Annotated in this window: 15 protein-coding genes; 7 read left to right on the top strand and 8 right to left on the bottom strand. The window is 58.9% G+C overall.

Features of this window, described 5'->3' with window-relative positions:
- Positions 1-38: 38 nt before the first annotated feature.
- Positions 39-704 carry a histidine phosphatase family protein gene (locus AACY11_RS08055; RefSeq protein WP_339465067.1) on the bottom strand — a complete coding sequence of 222 codons (666 nt, stop codon included), beginning with the start codon at positions 702-704 and terminating at the stop codon, positions 39-41.
- A 327-nt stretch (positions 705-1,031) separates the two neighbouring features.
- Here AACY11_RS08055 and AACY11_RS08050 point away from each other — a divergent pair, with 327 nt between their 5' ends.
- Entirely contained in the window at positions 1,032-2,336 is a 1,305-nt protein-coding gene (locus AACY11_RS08050; RefSeq protein WP_339465066.1) for a sensor histidine kinase, read from the top strand.
- Here the strand turns inward: AACY11_RS08050 and AACY11_RS08045 are convergent.
- The 5 genes from AACY11_RS08045 to AACY11_RS08025 form a co-directional block, all read right to left on the bottom strand.
- Positions 2,294-2,845, bottom strand: a complete 552-nt coding sequence (locus tag AACY11_RS08045) for a PqiC family protein (protein ID WP_339494357.1) — start codon at positions 2,843-2,845, stop codon at positions 2,294-2,296. The two genes, AACY11_RS08050 and AACY11_RS08045, sit on opposite strands and share 43 nt — an antisense overlap.
- 16 nt (positions 2,846-2,861) lie before the next feature.
- Positions 2,862-4,517: a PqiB family protein gene (locus AACY11_RS08040; protein WP_339465064.1), complete on the bottom strand. Its 1,656-nt coding sequence runs from the start codon at positions 4,515-4,517 to the stop codon at positions 2,862-2,864.
- Between the two features lie 105 nt (positions 4,518-4,622).
- Positions 4,623-5,924 carry an NAD(P)/FAD-dependent oxidoreductase gene (locus AACY11_RS08035; protein ID WP_339494356.1) on the bottom strand — a complete coding sequence of 434 codons (1,302 nt, stop codon included), beginning with the start codon at positions 5,922-5,924 and terminating at the stop codon, positions 4,623-4,625.
- The gene (locus AACY11_RS08030; RefSeq protein ID WP_339465062.1) at positions 5,921-7,009 is read right to left on the bottom strand and encodes a polyamine ABC transporter substrate-binding protein; all 1,089 of its coding nucleotides are present in this window, start codon (positions 7,007-7,009) and stop codon (positions 5,921-5,923) included. The genes AACY11_RS08035 and AACY11_RS08030 overlap by 4 nt, the downstream gene beginning before the upstream one ends.
- A 98-nt stretch (positions 7,010-7,107) precedes the next feature.
- The gene (locus AACY11_RS08025) at positions 7,108-8,466 is read right to left on the bottom strand and encodes a glutamine synthetase family protein (RefSeq protein WP_339494354.1); all 1,359 of its coding nucleotides are present in this window, start codon (positions 8,464-8,466) and stop codon (positions 7,108-7,110) included.
- A 162-nt stretch (positions 8,467-8,628) separates the two neighbouring features.
- On the opposite strand from AACY11_RS08025, the gene AACY11_RS08020 reads away from it, so the two are divergent.
- The gene (locus AACY11_RS08020; RefSeq protein WP_339494353.1) at positions 8,629-9,537 is read left to right on the top strand and encodes a helix-turn-helix domain-containing protein; all 909 of its coding nucleotides are present in this window, start codon (positions 8,629-8,631) and stop codon (positions 9,535-9,537) included.
- 83 nt (positions 9,538-9,620) lie between these two features.
- Here AACY11_RS08020 and AACY11_RS08015 read toward each other — a convergent pair whose 3' ends face one another.
- Both AACY11_RS08015 and AACY11_RS08010 read right to left on the bottom strand, forming a co-directional pair.
- Positions 9,621-11,870, bottom strand: coding sequence for a response regulator (locus AACY11_RS08015; RefSeq protein WP_339494351.1), 2,250 nt, complete (start codon positions 11,868-11,870; stop codon positions 9,621-9,623).
- Positions 11,871-12,247: 377 nt separating this feature from the next.
- Positions 12,248-12,949, bottom strand: a complete 702-nt coding sequence (locus AACY11_RS08010) for a VIT1/CCC1 transporter family protein (RefSeq protein WP_339494394.1) — start codon at positions 12,947-12,949, stop codon at positions 12,248-12,250.
- Between the two features lie 216 nt (positions 12,950-13,165).
- Here AACY11_RS08010 and AACY11_RS08005 point away from each other — a divergent pair, with 216 nt between their 5' ends.
- Genes AACY11_RS08005 through AACY11_RS07985 form a run of 5 tightly spaced genes read left to right on the top strand, consistent with a single transcriptional unit; the run spans position 13,166 to position 16,980 of the window.
- On the top strand, positions 13,166-13,414 hold the full coding sequence (locus AACY11_RS08005) for a hypothetical protein (protein ID WP_339465058.1): 249 nt from the start codon (positions 13,166-13,168) through the stop codon (positions 13,412-13,414).
- The gene (adhP, locus tag AACY11_RS08000; protein WP_339494349.1) at positions 13,411-14,445 is read left to right on the top strand and encodes an alcohol dehydrogenase AdhP; all 1,035 of its coding nucleotides are present in this window, start codon (positions 13,411-13,413) and stop codon (positions 14,443-14,445) included. Before AACY11_RS08005 ends, adhP begins: the two co-directional genes overlap by 4 nt.
- Before the next feature lie 13 nt (positions 14,446-14,458).
- On the top strand, positions 14,459-15,949 hold the full coding sequence (locus tag AACY11_RS07995; RefSeq protein ID WP_339494348.1) for an NAD(P)H-hydrate dehydratase: 1,491 nt from the start codon (positions 14,459-14,461) through the stop codon (positions 15,947-15,949).
- A gap of 25 nt (positions 15,950-15,974) precedes the next feature.
- Positions 15,975-16,787 (top strand): c-type cytochrome, encoded by an 813-nt coding sequence (locus tag AACY11_RS07990; protein WP_339494346.1) that lies wholly within the window; start codon positions 15,975-15,977, stop codon positions 16,785-16,787.
- A 7-nt stretch (positions 16,788-16,794) separates the two neighbouring features.
- Complete coding sequence (locus tag AACY11_RS07985) at positions 16,795-16,980, top strand: hypothetical protein (RefSeq protein WP_445261955.1); 186 nt, start codon at positions 16,795-16,797, stop codon at positions 16,978-16,980.
- The last annotated feature ends 21 nt before the right edge of the window (positions 16,981-17,001 follow it).

Below are 17,001 nucleotides of genomic sequence, written 5' to 3'. Positions count from 1 at the left end.
CGGAGAGACTTTTATGTTCGCTGCATTCATTGACCGGTTTATTGCTGGGCGATTTTCGACCACGCGTTTTCATTCAAAATGCCCAGGACTTTAAGTTCGCCTTGGGGGGCTATGCGTACCAACAATGCACTGCCGTATTGAGCTGTCACCGCGTGGGGGTAACCGGTCTGCTTTTCAAAATCGCTGATGCAGCCGCTGTGGGTGATCAGCACCAGGTTATGACCTGCCGTCTTGTGCGCCACGACGTCATTGCGCATCGTCGGCCCACACACCTCCAGCCAGTCCTGTGTGATGGCGTCCTGGCCGAACATGGAGTGGGCGGTTTGTGCGGTACGGGTGAGCGGACTACTGAACACTTCGGCCCGCTTCATGCCCAGCCGCACGAACCCTTGTCCGACGGCAACAGCCGCGTCACGTCCTACCTGAGTAATGCCATCTGCCGGCCCCAGGCAAAGGTTGGTTGACCGGTCACACCGTTCGGTATGTCGCACCAGTGCGACAACTTCTCCAGCCTGCCAGGCTTTCATCCATTGGGCGGTGACGGTGCTCGCAGCGTTGCCCAAATCCTTTGGGGAACGCTGTGACCAGACAAAACCGCTGACCAATGCGGTGACCAGCACCAGGCCAAAAGCCGTTAGCAAGAGACGCAGACGGGAATAACGCCATTGTTTGGCAGGTCTTTTTAATTGTAATGATTCAATCAAGTTACTGCCCCTTGTGTAGATACTTGAAGTCTCGCTGGTGCAATGGAGGGATGACGATTAAACCAGCTTCACGATTGTTTACTTGAATGGAGGCTGAACATTGCGCTGATGATCATGGCGGTGTGGTGAAGAACATGTGAAAAATTTGCGAGCGCATCAGCAAACAAACTAAAACGGCTATTTGATAACCAAACTCAATTGCTGTTTTATTCGTGAAGCCCCCTTAACAAAAGTTGCCAGTGCCGGTAAAGCTGCAAGCATGAACACAACCGTGCAGCGCCCTTTTTTTGCGATTGAACTGAGCAGTCGTGGAGTCATTTCTAGCCAATGGACTTTAAGCAAAGCCTCACCAAACGGATTGTGGTCGTCTTCGCCTCGATGAGCGCCCTGGTCGCCGGTGTGTTTGCGCTAGGGATTGTCGCCACCGTGCACGTGGTCGAGCGCAATTTGACCCGTACCACGCTCGGCGGAGGGTTGCACCGGTTACTGGCGATGGATGACATCAGCCACTGGAACCATAAACCTGAAAAAAGTGAGCTGTTTTTTTTTGAGGGCGGACGAGGGGCCATGGCGCTCACCGCGCAACTGGCAGCATTGCCTTTGGGCTTTCAGGAGATCCAGTTTGACGGCGATGACTTCTACGCGATGGTGGAAGCTGTTGGCGGACGAAAATACGTACTGTTGCGGGACCAGGAAAACCTTGAGCAGCGTGAGCGCTTGCTGTTCATCGTGGTGATTGTCGGTTTCATGCTCAGCGTGTTGCTGGCCATTGGGCTGGGCCGTCTACTGGCGCGGCGGGTCATGGCCCCGGTGATCCGCCTGGCGAACCAGGTCAGGCATCGCGACCAACTCATTGAACTGGCTCCGCCTCTGCATCCGGACTATGCCGCCGACGAAGTCGGCGAACTGGCGTTGTCGTTCGATCAGACGCTGGGCCGGTTAAGGCAAACGCTGAGCCGGGAGAAACTCTTCACCAGCGACGTCAGCCACGAATTGCGCACACCGCTGATGGTGCTCGCCAGTTCCTGCGAACTGTTGCTGGCCAACCCTTCACTGGACGCGCGCTCCTCGGCGCAAGTCAACCGCATCGCCCGGGCCAGCGACGAAATGCGCCAGTTGGTCGAGACATTCTTGCTGCTGGCCCGCAAGCAACAGGAAGCCGGCACTGAATCTGCCTGCTCGCTCAGGGAGGTCGCCGATGCTTTGGTTGAAGTCTGGGGGCGGTTGATTCGTGAAAAGGGCCTGGAATTTATCTACGACGCGCAACACGCAGGAACGGCACTCTACAACCTGACCTTTGTGCAGTCGGTCATGGGCAATCTGTTGCGCAACGCCTGGCACTACACCGATCAAGGGTTTGTCCGCCTGACCCTCCACGAAAACAGCTTTGTGGTCGAGGATAGCGGCATCGGTATCCCCGAGGAGCAACACCATGCGATGTTCCAGCCATTCGTGCGCGGCGATGAGCAACGCGGGGAGGGCCTCGGCTTGGGGCTTTCACTGGTGCAGAGAATCTGTAACCAGCAGCATTGGCAGGTGCAACTCACCAGCCGTGAGCCCAACGGGTGTCGTTTTACCGTGACGCTGACTCAGGAAGACGCTGGGCACCTGTGCAGATCGCCGGCGGTCTGACTGATCAGGGCAGCCAGACGTTTGACGTTGTTCTGCTGGGCCGAGACCAGTTCATCGATACTGGGGCCTGACGGCGTTTGCAGCGTGGAACGGCAGGTCAACAGGCCGTTGTCGGTATCGCCGAGCGGCCGCAGTCGCCATGTTGCATCGATCAACGCGTACTGGCCGGGAATCGAGTCGAAGCGTTGTACATCGATACGCACCGAGACAGTGCCCCGCCCGCTGATGTTGCTCAGTTGGTCGGTCAAGGCACTGCGCAACTCATCCGCCAGACTCGCGCCCCACCAGTGGGTTTCCAGAATCGCCAGGCCGCTGCTGCCCTCGCGGACGACAATTTGCGGACGATCCACCTGGGGCGGCACGGTGATCCCTTCAATCGGGATTTGTGTGCCCGCCCGGTGACTACCGGGTTGCACCGGCGTCAGGGTGTGAAAGCTGATCGGGTCGCTGCGGCAAGCACCCAGCAACATGAACGCAGCGAGCACGGTGATCTTCAGTGGTAAAGCCATGGGTTAGCTCCTGTGCTCAATTGCGTGGCGGTCCTTTCAGGTCCAGTGGCGCGGCGTTGTCGGGGCGCCCGCGAATCAGCGATTCCGGGTGACGGCCCAGATAATCCGACAGCTCACGCAAGGAGCGCGACATGCGTGCGAGTTCATCGAGGGTCTGGTTGAGTTTTTCGCGCTGCGGCGAATCTTCGGCCAGGGTCGAGTTGGCGGACTGCAAGGTTTTGCTGACGTCGGCGAGGGTGGTCTGCACGCCCGGCAGGGTCTTGGCGTTGAACTGGGTCAGACCTTTGCGCAGTTCGACCAGATTGCTGTCCAGGTTGCTGGCGATGCTGCCGACCGGGAGTTTGTTGAGCTTGTCGATCATGGCTTCGAGTTTGACCTGTAGCTGTTCGAGGCTGCCGGGAACCGTCGGAATCACCACTGGGCGCTGCGTCGGGTCAAACGCGACTTTTTCGGCTTTCGGGAAGAAGTCCAGGGCGATGTACAACTGTCCGGTCAGCAGGTTGCCGCTGCGGGCTTGCGCACGCAGGCCCTTGTCGATGAAGGTGCCGATCAGGCGTATGCCGGCAGCTTCGTCATCGGGGTTGTGCTTGAAGGTCTTGAGCATTTTTCCGTAGGCCAGACCGAGGCGCTGCGGGTATATGACAATGCCGACATTCAGCGGGAAGCTGCTTTTGTTCGCGTCGAAATCCAGATTGATCGCCACCACCCGGCCGATCTCTATGCCGAGGAACTCCACCGGAGCGCCGACCTTGAGCCCGCGCAAGGACTGGTCGAAACGCAAGCTCAGGTATTGCGCTTTGCCGCTGGGTGGGGCGAGGGCGGTTTGCTGGTCTTCGAACAGTTCGAAGTGTTTGTCATCGGCCGCAGCAACGTCATTGGGGCTGTAGTCCGGCGCCCGAAAGGCAATACCACCGACCAGCATCGACGACAACGATTCGGTCTTTAACTGAAAGCCGTTGGCGCCGACGCTGACGTCAATACCGCTCGCGTTCCAGAAACGGGTGTTTTCGGTGACAAAAGCATCGTTGGGCGCATGAATGAACACTTCAATGTCCACGCCCTTGCCGTCAGATGCCAGTGCGTAGCTGACGACCTGACCGACCGGGATCTTGCGGTAGTAGATCGGCGAGCCGATGTCCAGCGAACCGAGATCCGGGGCGTGCAACATGAAGCGCTTGCCGGGTTCGCCATAGGTGATCGGTGGTGGGTTTTCCAGACCTTTGAAGTGTTTGGCTCGGGTGTTGGACTGGCCGATATCGGCACCAATGTAGTCGCCGGAAAGCAGGGTATCGATACCCGACACACCGCCGGCCCCAATACGCGGGCGCACCACCCAGAACTGGGAGTCTTCGCGGGTGAAGGATTCGGCACGCTTGGCCAGTTTGATGGTGGCGTTGACGCTTTTCTGGTCATCGCTCAGTTCGACATCGGTCACCTGACCGATCACCACGTTGCGGTATTTGACCTCGGTCTTGTTGGCCACCAGGCCGCTGCCGGTCTTGAAGTTGACGGCGATGGTCGGCCCTTCCTGCAGAAGGTTGTGCACCACCAGCGAAATCCCCACCAGCACCGCAACGATTGGCACGATCCAGACCAATGACACACTGAAGCGTCGGGTCTTTATCGGCGCCTGGCCTGGTGCTCGCGGCTCGTCGGTGGCTGACGACTTCATCCGTGTCCTCCTTCAATAATTGGGCACTGAGCGTCAGGAACGCAAAAGCACTTCATCAATATAGAAGTGCTGGGCGATAGAGCAAATGTGCGGAAGGGAAAGACCTCAGCCGAGCATCTCGCGTAACCGATACCAGAACATTCCCAGTGCCAGCAGCGGCGAACGCAAGGCCGGGCCGCCGGGGAAGGTCATGTGCGGCACGCCGCTGAACACGTCCATGCCCTGGCTGTGACCGGCATCAATCGCCTCGCCGAGCAGTTTCGCGCACCAGTGTGTGACGTTCAGGCCATGGCCGGAATACCCCTGGGCGTAGAACACGTTCGGGTGCTGCTTGAGTCGGCCGACCTGCGGGAAGCGGTTGGCGGTGATGCCGATTTTGCCGCCCCACTGATATTCCACGCGCACGTCCGCCAGTTGCGGGAAGACCTTGAGCATCTTCGGCCGCATGTAGGCGGCGATGTCCGCCGGATCGCGTCCGGAATAATGGCAAGCACCGCCGAACAGCAGGCGCCGGTCCGCCGAGAGCCGGTAATAATCAAGCCCGACCTTCTGGTCGCACAGCGCAAAATTGTTCGGGATCAGTTGCGCGGCACGTTCGTCGGACAATGGTTCGGTGGCGATGATGTAACTGCCCGCCGGCAGCACTTTGCCGCTGAGCTGTTTTTCGAGCTCATCCAGGTGCGCGTTGCAACCGAGTACCAGGCTGCCGGCACGTACGGTGCCGGTGGCGCAACGCACTTGCACGGTTGTGCCGTGGATGATTTCCAGCACCGGACTCTGCTCGAAGATGCGCACACCCAGGGACGCGGCCAACCGCGCTTCGCCCTGTACAAGATCAAGCGGATGCAGGTGACCTGAGCCCATGTCGATCAGACCGCCCGCATAGCCTTCGGCGTTGACCACTTGCTGGCGGATCTGCTCGGGGCCGACCAGCCGGGTTTCATGGGTGTAACCGAGTTCGGCGAGGCCAACGTGTTCGTCCTTGAAGGCAGCAAATTGCGCGGCCGTGTTGGCCAGCTCACAGAACCCCCAGTGCAGATCGCAATCGATGCTGTTGTCGCCGATGCGCTGGCGCACCAGCTCCACCGAATCAATGCCGGAGCGCTGCAAGTAGCGCACGCCTTCCTGACCGACATAACGGGCGAAACCTTCGACCTCGTGGCCGATCCCGCGAATCAACTGACCGCCATTGCGCCCGCTGGCGCCCCAGCCAATGCGCCGGGCTTCGATCAGGATCACCGAGAGTCCGCGCTGCGCCAGTTCGATGGCGGTATTGACCCCGGTGAACCCGCCGCCGATCACGCAGACATCGGCACTCAGATCGCTGTCCAGTATCGGGTAGGGCGTGGTCGCCCGCGCTGAAGCAGCGTAATAGGAGCGGGCGTGTTCTTGGCTGTACTGATTCATTTGTTGGACTTCACTTTGCTCCAGGAGCGGGTCATCAGACGCATGATCGCCTGGGGCGGGGTAGAGGAGATGTAGAGTTTGTCGAGCACGGCCTGCGAGGGATAAACCTCAGGGTTGTTGACCAGGTCCTGATCCATGTATTGCTTGGCGGCCGGGTTCGGATTGGCGTAACCGACCGAAGTGCTGACTTTGGCGATCACTTGCGGATCGAGCAGGTAATTGATGAAGGCGTGGGCTTCTTTCGGGTTGCTGGCGTCTGCCGGGATGGCTAGCAGGTCGAACCACAGGTTGGCGCCTTCTTTGGGAATGGCGTAGGCGATGTTCACGCCGTTCTTGGCTTCTTTGGCGCGGTTGGCAGCCTGGAACACGTCGCCGGAGTAACCGAAGGCTACACAGATGTCGCCGTTGGCCAGGTCCGAGACGTATTTCGATGAGTGGAAATAGGTGATGTAAGGGCGAACGCTCAGCAGCTTCGCTTCAGCCTTTTTAAAGTCTTTCGGGTTTTCACTACGAGGGTCCATGCCCATGTAGTTGAGTACGGCGGGGAAAACTTCGTCGGCCGAGTCCATCATCGAGACGCCGCACTGGCTGAGTTTTTTCATGTTCTCAGGCTCGAACAGCACGGCCCAGGAGTCGATGTGATCGATGCCCAACACTTGCTTGACCTTGTCGACGTTGTAACCGATGCCGTTGGTGCCCCACAGGTAAGGCACTGAGTGCAAGTTACCGGGATCGTTCTTTTCCAGCAGCGTGAGCAATTTCGGGTCGATGTTCTTCCAGTTCGGCAACTGCGAACGATCCAGTTTGAGAAAGGCGCCGGCCTTCACCTGACGGGCGAGGAAATGGTTGGACGGCACCACGACGTCATAACCGGTGCGACCGGCGAGCAGCTTGCCTTCGAGGGTTTCGTTGGAGTCGAAAACATCGTAGATCACCTTGATTCCGGTCTTGGCCTGGAAGTCGGCGAGGGTGGTTTCACCGATGTAGTCGGTCCAGTTGTAGACGCTGACCTGGGGTTCGGCGTGGGCCACGGCGCTGAACAGCACGCTCAGAGCAACCGGAAGTACGGATTTCAATAGACGCATATCGACACCTCTTCGAATTATTGGATTTTTCAGGTGGTTCGCTATTCCCCTTATGGGAGGGGGCTTGCCCCCTCCCACAGAGGATTTGTGGAATTGGCTTAAACGCTCAGCATCAGGAACTCGCGTTCCCACGAGCTGATCACGCGCTTGAAGTTTTCATGCTCGGCACGTTTCACCGCGACGTAGCCGCGTACGAATTTGTCGCCCAGGTAGTGCGCAACGGTGTCGCACTCTTCCATTTGCGTCAGGGCTTCTTCGATGGTGATCGGCAAACGCAGGTTGCGGCGTTCGTAGGCGCGGCCTTGTACTGCCGCACTTGGCTCGATGCCCTCGACCATGCCGATGTAACCGCAGAGCAGACTCGCGGCAATTGCCAGGTACGGGTTGGCATCGGCACCCGGCAGGCGGTTTTCAACGCGCATGGCTTGCGGGCTGGAGGTCGGCACACGCAAACCAACGGTGCGGTTCTCTTCGCCCCATTCGACGTTGACCGGTGCCGAGGTGTCCGGCAGGAAACGGCGGAACGAGTTCACATTGGGCGCGAACATCGGCAGCACTTTAGGGATGTACTTCTGCAAACCGCCGATGTAATGCAGGAACAACTCGCTCATTTGCCCATCGGCGGTGGCGAAGATCGGCTGGCCGGTGGCGATATCCACCACACTTTGGTGGATGTGCATGGCGCTGCCCGGTTCGTCACCAATGGGCTTGGCCATGAACGTCGCCGCGACGTTGTGCTTGAGCGCCGCCTCACGCATGGTTCGTTTGAACACGGTGATCTGGTCGGCCAGATCCAGGGCGTCGCCGTGACGGAAGTTGATTTCCATCTGCGCCGGGCCGTCTTCGTGGATCAGCGTGTCGAGGTCCAGACCTTGCAGTTCGCACCAGTCATAGACGTCTTCGAACAGCGGATCGAATTCATTGGCCGCATCGATGGAGAACGACTGCCGGCCGCTCTCGGCGCGCCCCGAACGACCCAGCGGTGCCTTGAGCGGCAAGTCCGGGTCTTCGCAGCGCTGGGTCAGGTAGAACTCCATTTCCGGCGCCACAATCGGCTTCCAGCCTTTGTCGGTATACAGCTGCAAGACTTTCTTCAGCACGTTGCGCGGCGACAGTTCGATCGGGTTGCCGAACTTGTCGAAGGTGTCGTGGATGACGATGGCCGTCGGCTCGATGGCCCATGGAATCACGTAGACCGCATCGCTCACCGGTTTGCAGATCATGTCGATGTCGGCCGGGTCGAGCAGGTCGTAGTAAATGTCGTCGTCGACAAAATCCCCGGTTACCGTTTGCAGCAGCACACTCTCCGGCAGGCGCATGCCGCGCTCCTGGAGGAACTTGTTGGTCGGTGCGATCTTGCCGCGGGCGATGCCGGTCAGGTCGCTGACCACACATTCAACTTCGGTAATCTTGTGATCTTTCAGCCAAGTGAACAGCTGATCGAAAGGGGCATTCATAAAGACCTCGTTATTGGTTTTAGAGACGCCGGGCAGGGCGGGTTTCATCTTCCGCCCCTTCCCCTGTGGCGCATTGACGACTATCTTGGGCGAGCTTTGCGGTTCCATCTATCCACTTTAAGCAGCACCAAAGCGCACCAAAAGAGTGCGCAAGGTCACCCCATGACAACGTGCAATCCGCTACAGGTTCAAGCATTCAACACCGCCGATGTGGCCGAGCAAGTCCGCGCCACACCGGGCTGGGTTCAGCATTACCAACAGATGTCGCCGGGGCATTTCGCCGGGCAGATTCGTTATCTGGATCTGCAGGGTGTCGAGGTCTACGAAGAGCAGATGAACACCCGGGTCGAGCAGAATTTCAGCGCGCCGCAAGGGGCTTTGGCGTTCTGTTTTGATCGCAGTGACAACGCGCTGTATCTGCTCAATGAAGACAGTCGCAACATCTGGATCACCCCGGAGAACTACCAGGAAATCGCCGTGGTGTTCGGCCCGGAGTTTGTCCGTCAGCAAGGTCTGGATCTGGCGAAACTCGAAGGCTTGTTCATGACGCAACTCAAGGGCGGGCAGAACGCGCTGTTCAGTCGCTGGTTAAGCTCGATTCTCACGAAGCTTTCGCAACCCATTGATTCAAAAGAAAAAGACGCGCTTACTCGGCAGCTTTTAGAGGATTGTCTGTTTATCCTCGACAACGCACGTATAGGCCTGGATCACGGTGAATTGCAGCGTCGTACCGAAGAGCGAACGCTCATGAAACGGATCGGGGAGTGGGCTGCCGATTCACCGGAAGAGACGTTGAATTTGCTGGAGCTTTCCCAAGTGGCAGGGGTGTCATTGCGGCAGTTGCAACAGGCGTTCAAGGCCTACACCGGGATGACCCCGAGTCAATGGTTGCGTCTGCGCCGGTTGAACAGTGCTCACCGCGAATTACTCAAGTGCACACCGACGCAAACGACGGTCGCCGAAGTGGCGATGAATTGGTCGTTCTGGCACTTGGGGCGGTTTTCCAACAGTTACCGGTCGCTGTTCAAGGAACTGCCAAGCGAGACGCTCAAGCGTTCACCCATGGCGTAGCGAAGCAAAGTCCTTTGTGACCCACACCAGAATGCGAACAACGTGCACGACCACTGTGCGCAACCCGGGAGCCCGCCGCTCATTCAAACTCTCAAATCGGCGGCCAGTGCCACACGCGCCAGGGCGGGAATGGACTTGGAGTGGGTTCGAGTCATGACCGCGGCGCGGTGGTTTTCCACCGTGCGCTGGCTGATTCCGAGTTGCGCTGCAATGTGTTTGCTCGCAAATCCTGCCAGTACCATGTCCATGACTTGTCGCTGCCGCAAGGTCAGGCTATCGATGCAATGAGTCGCTTCCTGCATCCACGCCAGTTTTTTATTGGCGTCCTGCGAGTGTTCCAAGGCTCGCGCAATGCTCTGAAGCATCTCACTACGACCGAATGGCTTTTCAATGAAATCTGAAGCGCCGGCCTTCATGGCATCGACGGCAATCGACACTTCATTGCTGCCGCTGATCACGACAGCGGGCAAGTCATCGCCGTTCTTTCTCAGTTGGTGCAGCAGTTCAACGCCTTCCATTCCTGGCAGGTGGGCATCGATCAGCAGGCAGGCGGGCGGGCCGGGGGCATAGTCTGCAAGAAACGCTTCACTGGTCGCGTAGTCGTGAACCGCGTAGCCGTGGGATTCAAGCACGCCGCGAATCGTGTGGCGAAAGAGATCGTCGCGATCGACTACGAAGATGATCGATGAGCGCGCAATGCCAGGGGCGAATTGTTCGGGTCGCTCACTTTCGTTTTTTGCGGCGCGTTGCTGTGCAAGCAACGACGCAATGACGAACGTGACCTCTTTTAGCTTCGCCGGTTTGTTCAGTTGAACGCAGTGTTCGAACGCTACGTCGCGGGAGGTCAGGCGCGAGATATCTCCCGTCAGAATGATGGCAGGCATGCTGCGATGAAGTGCCATGCGTAACTGAGTGATCATCTGTAAGCCGTTGATCGCCCCGGGCAGATTGAAGTCGGCCAGAATCAGATCGGGTTGTACGCCGCCACGCGTGACACTTTCCAGTGCCGTCATCCCGTCTTTGGCCATTGCCACTTGATAGCCTGCGGATTTGAGCAATGTCCCCAACAACTCGAGCAGTTCGACGTCATCCTCGACAACCAGGATCATTTCACCGTTTGCCGTGCAGCCTTGCGTCGACTGATCCGTTGGATGCATGGCACCTGGCAACGCTGCACTTTCAGGCGTCAAGACGACATCAATGGCGAAGGCAGACCCCTTTTGGATGCGCGATTGCGCACGCAGTCGATGCCCGAGCAGGGCACATAAGCGTTTGACGGCAGGCAAACCCGTTTCAAATCCAGCGACAGGCTCTTTGCCTGGCGGATCGGCCGCAAGGATGGATTCCAGATGGGACGGCTCGATACCCAGGCCTGTGTCCCAAACTTCGATACTCAGCCACCCGCCATGTCGCCGGCAGCCCAGGAGTATCCGACCTTCATGGGTGTAATGCAGCGCGTTGGACAGCAGATTGCGCAGGATCTGCTCCAATAGGCGCGGATCACTTTCGACCGAGAGATGGCAGGGCACGACCTTCAGCCTCAACCCTTGGGCAGAGGCTTTGTAATTGAATTCGTCGGCGAGTCGGTCCAGCAGATCACTCACTCGAAAAGTAACGGGGTTTGCCTGAACGGCACCGGTTTCAATGTGGTTGATATCCAGTAGTGCATTCAACATGCCGGACATGGCGCCCACTGTTTCGCCAATTCTGATGGTCAGTTTTCGAGGCTGTTCCTCTTTCAACAGGCTCAGTAACAGGCCTTGCAACAACTTGAGCGTTTGTAAAGGCTGGCGCAGATCATGACTGGCACAGGCCAGAAACCGTGTACGGTCAGCCGTTGCCAACTGCGCGTTATGCGTCGCTTCTTCAAGTGCCTGGGTGACCTGCTTTTTGTCGCAGATGTCGGTAAAGGTGATGATGACCCCTTCCACACAATGGTCGTGCTTGATGTAAGGGGAAATCCGCCGAGTAAAACTCATACCGCTCTGTGATCGGACTTCTCGCTCCAGCGGCGTCGTGTCACGCATCACCGCTCTGGCGTCTTCCAGAAGATTGGCGTCTGTTGCCAACGAGCATAGCTCGGCCAGCGGACGTCCAATGTCGGCGGCACGCATGCTGAACAAGGTTTGGGTGGCCGGTGTGAACAGACGAATGTTCAACTGCTCGTCCAGCAAGACAGCCGCTATGTTGATGCCGTTCAGCACATTCTGGCAGTCCAGCGCAGCGTCCCGTTGCTGGTCGAGCTTGCTACGAAGCTCATGATTCATCTCGGCCAACTGGCCATTGAGCAAACGTAACTGATCGAGGGCGTCTGTTGTTTCATTGGGGGCCATTCGCGCTTTGGAGCCCAACGTTGCAGCATCAGCCAAAGGAGATGGAGTCATCATCCTGGGCGTGGCGGTTCCAGTGTCGAGTGGCGGACGAACTGCCATTGTGACTTTCCGCGTGAGTGCATTCCGGGTGAACACGTCCTTGGATCCTACACCCCTTTAATCACCAGGCAATGCTCGCTGGCGCGCGAGGGGCGGTTCAACGACGTGAACGGACGCAATGATTGGGCGCAGGACGGCGTCAGACATTTCTCTCCGACCGGCGGTCGTCGCTTGAGGCTTTGCGCAACGACTTTCGCTTAGCGCTGAGTAGTTTCCGAGCCCATTGACGCAGTCCGGCTGAGCGCCGCCGATGGGGCGTTGACAAAGACTGACCGGCCCTAGACAACCGCACCGAACAAATGCCCAACCACAGCGGTGCTGACCATCGCCAACGCCCCCCAGAAGGTCACACGCCAGGCGCCTTTGAGCAAAGAGGCGCCTCCGGCCTGCGCGGCGACTGCGCCCAGGGAGGCCAGGAAAAGCAGCGACATGATCGATATCCAGAGAATCACGTTCTGAAGCGGCACGATCAGCGTGACCGCCACTGGCAAAACGGCGCCGACGACAAAGCTCGTCGCCGACGCGAAAGCGGCAGAAAGGGGTTTGGCACTGAGCGTCTCTGAAATACCCAACTCGTCGCGGGCATGTGCGCCCAATGCGTCGTGAGCCATTAGCTGACTGGCGACCTGGCTGGCCAACTCGGGTTCAACCCCTCGATGGATGTAGATCTGCGCCAGCTCCCGGTGTTCTGCCGCAGGTTTGGTATCAATCTCTTTTTGCTCTTTTGCCAGATCCGCGTGCTCGGTGTCGGCCTGAGAATGCACCGAAACGTACTCGCCTGCGGCCATCGACATGGCGCCCGCTACAAGGCCGGCCATGCCGGTCACCATCAGCGTGTTGTGCGTGGCGCCGGCGGCGGCGACGCCTATCAACAGGCTGGCGGTTGAGACGATCCCGTCATTTGCCCCCAGCACGGCCGCTCTGAGCCAGCCGATACGGTCGCTGTTATGGGTTTCGGCATGACGGCGTGTGAACCTGATCATTGTGTTTGGCCTTTTGCGCGATGGTTTCAGCACGGAGTGTAGGTAGTTTCCGAGGCTACTCATTAGCGGGTCAGGCGCCTAAGTTGAGGTTTGTGACGTTGGCTCGACACGTCAGCATCCTCGTCTCCTTCTGACGTTCAGGCGGTGCGCGACGGATGAGCACACGTGTCTTGCAGCGTTTTCAGACATGTTTCAACGATCAGGCCTGCGACCATGAGCATCAGCCGTAATAATTTCTACATTTTCAAGACCCACGCCGACGCTGAAGAAGCAATCCGTACTCTGAATCAGGCAGATTTTGACGTTAAGAAACTCTCCCTCGTGGGCAAGGGCTACCAGACTGAAGAGCATCCGATTGGCTTCTACCAACTCGGTGACAAGGTGATGGCCTGGGGTGGCATGGGTGCCTTGTGCGGATCGTTCTGGGGGCTTACGGGGCACCTCAAGAGGAACATTTCATGACGATGAAAATGCAGGCCGCGGTGGTCGAGCAGTTCGGCCAACCGCTGGTCATCAGAGAGTTTGACGTCCCTTCAGTGGGCCCTGGGCAGATCCTGGTCAAGACCGAAGCCTGTGGTGTCTGCCATACCGATCTTCACGCCGCGCGTGGTGACTGGCCATTGAAGCCGACGCTGCCCTTTATTCCCGGGCATGAGGGGATTGGCGTGGTAACGCAGATCGGGGCAGGGGTCAGCAACGTAAAAATCGGGGAACGGGTGGGTGTGCCATGGCTTTACTCGGCCTGTGGGCATTGCGAGTACTGCCTCTCGGCCTGGGAAACGGTCTGCGCCCAAGCACAGTTCGGTGGCTATACGAAGAACGGCGGCTTTGCCCAATACATCCTCGCCGACCCGAACTACGTGGCGCACATCCCCCATGGTCTTGATCCGCGGGAGGCTGCGCCGATCATCTGTGCCGGCGTCACGACTTACAAAGGCATCAAAGAGACCGGAGCCCGACCAGGACAGTGGATTGCGATTTCCGGTGTCGGTGGCCTCGGTCACCTGGCGGTTCAGTACGCCAAAGCGATGGGGCTGCAAGTCTGCGCCGTGGATATTGATGAGCGCAAACTGGCCCATGCCACCCGGCTTGGTGCCGATGCCGTGGTCAACGCCAAAAATGGGGATCCGGCGGCGGCGGTCAAAGAGGCTACCGACGGTGGCGCCCATGGCGTACTCATCACGGCCCCCTCGCTCAGTGCGTTCAAACAGGGTGTGGCAATGCCCCGTAAACATGGGGTTTGCGTACTCGTGGGATTGCCGCCGGGCGAGTTTCCGGTGCCGCTGTTTGATGTGGTTGCCAATTGCATCACCGTTCGCGGTTCTTTTGTCGGCAACCGCCAGGACATGGCCGAAGCACTGGCCTTCGCCGCTCAGGGCAAGGTCAAGGCCGACATCGAGTTGCAGCCGTTATCGGCGATCAACCAGATTTTCGAGCGGCTGGAACACGGTGATGTTCCATCGCGCGTGGTCATCGATTTCAGTGCCGGTTGAAGAGTGCCAAAGCATGAACATCTTGATTGGCGAGGTGGCGCTGAAAAGTCGTCAGACTTCGGTCTTGACGATTCGGCAGATGGCAGAGGCCGATCGCTTGTCGGTCGTTGCCGGCGTGTCGTCTTTCGAGCTGATGGCCAACGCTGGTGCAGCCGTAGCGCACCAAATCGAGCGGCGCTGGGCACCACGGGCGGTGCTGGTGCTGTGCGGGCCGGGCAACAACGGTGGTGACGGTTTCGTCACGGCGCATGTGTTGGCGCAAGCCGGCTGGCCGGTGCGGGTGGCGATGCTGGGCAGTCGATTCAGCCTGAAGGACGAAGCCCGGCAACACGCCCAGCGCTGGGAAGGGGACGTTGAAGACATGAGCCCCACGGTGCTTGAGGGGGCTGAACTGATTGTCGATGCGCTTTTCGGTGCCGGCCTCAGCCGCCCCCTTGAAGGCCAGGCATTGGCGACGCTTGCTGCCGCCAGCAAGGGCGGTGTGCCCCTCATCGCAATCGATATGCCCAGCGGGGTCATGGGGGATACCGGTGAAACGCTGGGGGCAGCCGCGGCGGTGCTGACGGTCACGTTCTTGTGCAAGAAAGCGGGGCACTTGCTATTGCCAGGCCGGGACCTGTGCGGCGAAGTCATTGTTGTGGACATTGGCACTCCCAACGCGGTGATCGACACCATCGCCCCCCGCACCTTTGAGAACAGCCCGGCGTTATGGCTGGCCAGTTTGCCCCGCCCCAAGGCGAGTACCGACAAACACAGTCGTGGGCATGCCCTGATCTTTGGCGGGTATCCAATGACCGGTGCGGCTCGAATGGCTGCAAGAGCTGCAGCCAGAGCGGGCGCGGGGCTTACCACCATTGCGGTGCCGGAACTGGCGTTGGCCATTTATGCGACAGCGCTGGACAGCATCATGGTGCGTCCATGGGTGACTCCGGAAGATTTTGGGCACCTGCTCAACGGCAGTCGCTTTTCTGCCTGGTTGATAGGACCCGGTGCAGGCGTGGACAAGGAAACCTTTGGGCACGTACTGGCGATGCTTGCCAGTGGACGCCCGACCGTCATCGACGCGGACGCGATCAGCGCTTTTGAGGACGAACCCGGTGTACTCGATCGAGCGATTCACGGCCCCTGCGTGCTGACACCTCATGAGGGGGAGTTTCGACGGGTGTTCGACTTCGCCGGCGACAAGCTCACACGCACCCGTGCTGCGGCCCTGCGTTGCGGCGCCGTCGTGGTGCTCAAAGGCAGCGACACGGTGATAGCCGCGCCCGACGGCAGGGCAATCATCAATGCCAACGCGCCTCCGACATTGGCCACCGCTGGCTCGGGCGACGTCTTGAGCGGGATCATTCTTGGTTTGCTTGCGCAAGGAATGCCGGCCTTCGCCAGCGCGGCGGCGGGGGTCTGGCTACACGGTGCGGCGGCCGCCGAATTCGGTCCCGGCTTACTGGCCGAGGACCTGCCCGACCTGTTGCCAAAGGTGTTGTGTCGACTGCTCGACGTCTAGCTACCCGTCGAGGCCCGATAGCCCCGTGCACGCGGTTCATACCGGCGGCGACAGACTATTTTGGGAAGACATTCCTACCGACGTGCTGATGACGCAGGCGCAATTGTCGGTCATCGCGCCGCCGTCCATGGCAGCGATCCTGGGGTCGATTGCCGGCAAATGGGGCGAGTACTTCGTTGGTATCGCTATGGGTTTCCACTGTAGTGATGCAGGCCGTGATGATCCTCATGTATTTCTCCAACAACGCCTGGAACATGATGATCTCCATCACGGGCGTGATGATATTTCCGGCCTATATCGGCGCTACCGGTTTTTTGTGGAAAGTCATGGCAAGCGGGCGCTATCCAGCCACCGCAAAATCGGCAACCTGGTGTTCATCTGTGCGCGCGCAGCCCACTCACGCAGACGAAAATGGCTCGTGTGTCTACGCAAAAGGCCAGACCGCAGGGCTTGGCCCACTCACAACCGGGAGCTTTCGATGAAAAGTTCATATCTTGCGATTGTGTTGCTCTTGAGTTCGACCTTTTGCCTGGCCGCGCCACTCGATGGCGCGGCCCTGTACCAAAGCAACTGCGCCCAATGCCATGGCGAACGTGGAATGGGTGGGGCGGTTGGCATGGGCGCGATGACACCCGGTATGGGAGGTTCAAACGGCGGGCAGGGCATGATGAATGGGATGGGCACAATGGGCGGTCAGGGCGGCTCGGGAATGACGGGGCTTCAAGCGCCCAAACTGGTAGGCGATGCCAGTGCCTGGAAGCCTGAGTTATTTGAGCGTGCAGTGCTCCAAGGCATCGATGATGAAGGTGAACCTCTGAGCAGGGTCATGCCGCCCTGAGTGTGGCATGACGCTGGAACCCGTCATCCAGAACCTTGGCTTTGCGCTTGTCTACAATGCGCTCGGCGTGCCGTTGGCTGCCGGTTTGTTGTTTCCGTTCACGGGTTGGTTGTTGTCGCCGATGGTTGCCGCGTTTGCCATGAGTCTGAGTTCATTGTCGGTCGTGACCAATGCACTGCGCTTGCGTGGCTAGGGTTCTACTGCGCAGAGTCAC

Source organism: Pseudomonas sp. RA_105y_Pfl2_P56 (assembly GCF_963970845.1).
Classification (GTDB): Bacteria; Pseudomonadota; Gammaproteobacteria; order Pseudomonadales; family Pseudomonadaceae; genus Aquipseudomonas; species Aquipseudomonas baetica_A.
The sequence above is the reverse complement of the archived record's forward strand: the minus strand, read 5'-3'. Positions and strand labels throughout refer to the sequence as shown.

Excerpts from the sequence above, each read along its gene's own strand:
- AACY11_RS08050 (WP_339465066.1), top strand. The coding sequence starts at position 1,032 with ATGGACTTTAAGCAAAGCCTCACCAAACGGATTGTGGTCGTCTTCGCC.
- AACY11_RS08045 (WP_339494357.1), bottom strand. The coding sequence starts at position 2,845 with ATGGCTTTACCACTGAAGATCACCGTGCTCGCTGCGTTCATGTTGCTG.
- AACY11_RS08040 (WP_339465064.1), bottom strand. The coding sequence starts at position 4,517 with ATGAAGTCGTCAGCCACCGACGAGCCGCGAGCACCAGGCCAGGCGCCG.
- AACY11_RS08035 (WP_339494356.1), bottom strand. The coding sequence starts at position 5,924 with ATGAATCAGTACAGCCAAGAACACGCCCGCTCCTATTACGCTGCTTCA.
- AACY11_RS08030 (WP_339465062.1), bottom strand. The coding sequence starts at position 7,009 with ATGCGTCTATTGAAATCCGTACTTCCGGTTGCTCTGAGCGTGCTGTTC.
- AACY11_RS08025 (WP_339494354.1), bottom strand. The coding sequence starts at position 8,466 with ATGAATGCCCCTTTCGATCAGCTGTTCACTTGGCTGAAAGATCACAAG.
- AACY11_RS08020 (WP_339494353.1), top strand. The coding sequence starts at position 8,629 with ATGACAACGTGCAATCCGCTACAGGTTCAAGCATTCAACACCGCCGAT.
- AACY11_RS08015 (WP_339494351.1), bottom strand. The coding sequence starts at position 11,870 with ATGGCCCCCAATGAAACAACAGACGCCCTCGATCAGTTACGTTTGCTC.
- AACY11_RS08005 (WP_339465058.1), top strand. The coding sequence starts at position 13,166 with ATGAGCATCAGCCGTAATAATTTCTACATTTTCAAGACCCACGCCGAC.
- adhP (WP_339494349.1), top strand. The coding sequence starts at position 13,411 with ATGACGATGAAAATGCAGGCCGCGGTGGTCGAGCAGTTCGGCCAACCG.
- AACY11_RS07995 (WP_339494348.1), top strand. The coding sequence starts at position 14,459 with ATGAACATCTTGATTGGCGAGGTGGCGCTGAAAAGTCGTCAGACTTCG.
- AACY11_RS07985 (WP_445261955.1), top strand. The coding sequence starts at position 16,795 with ATGACGCTGGAACCCGTCATCCAGAACCTTGGCTTTGCGCTTGTCTAC.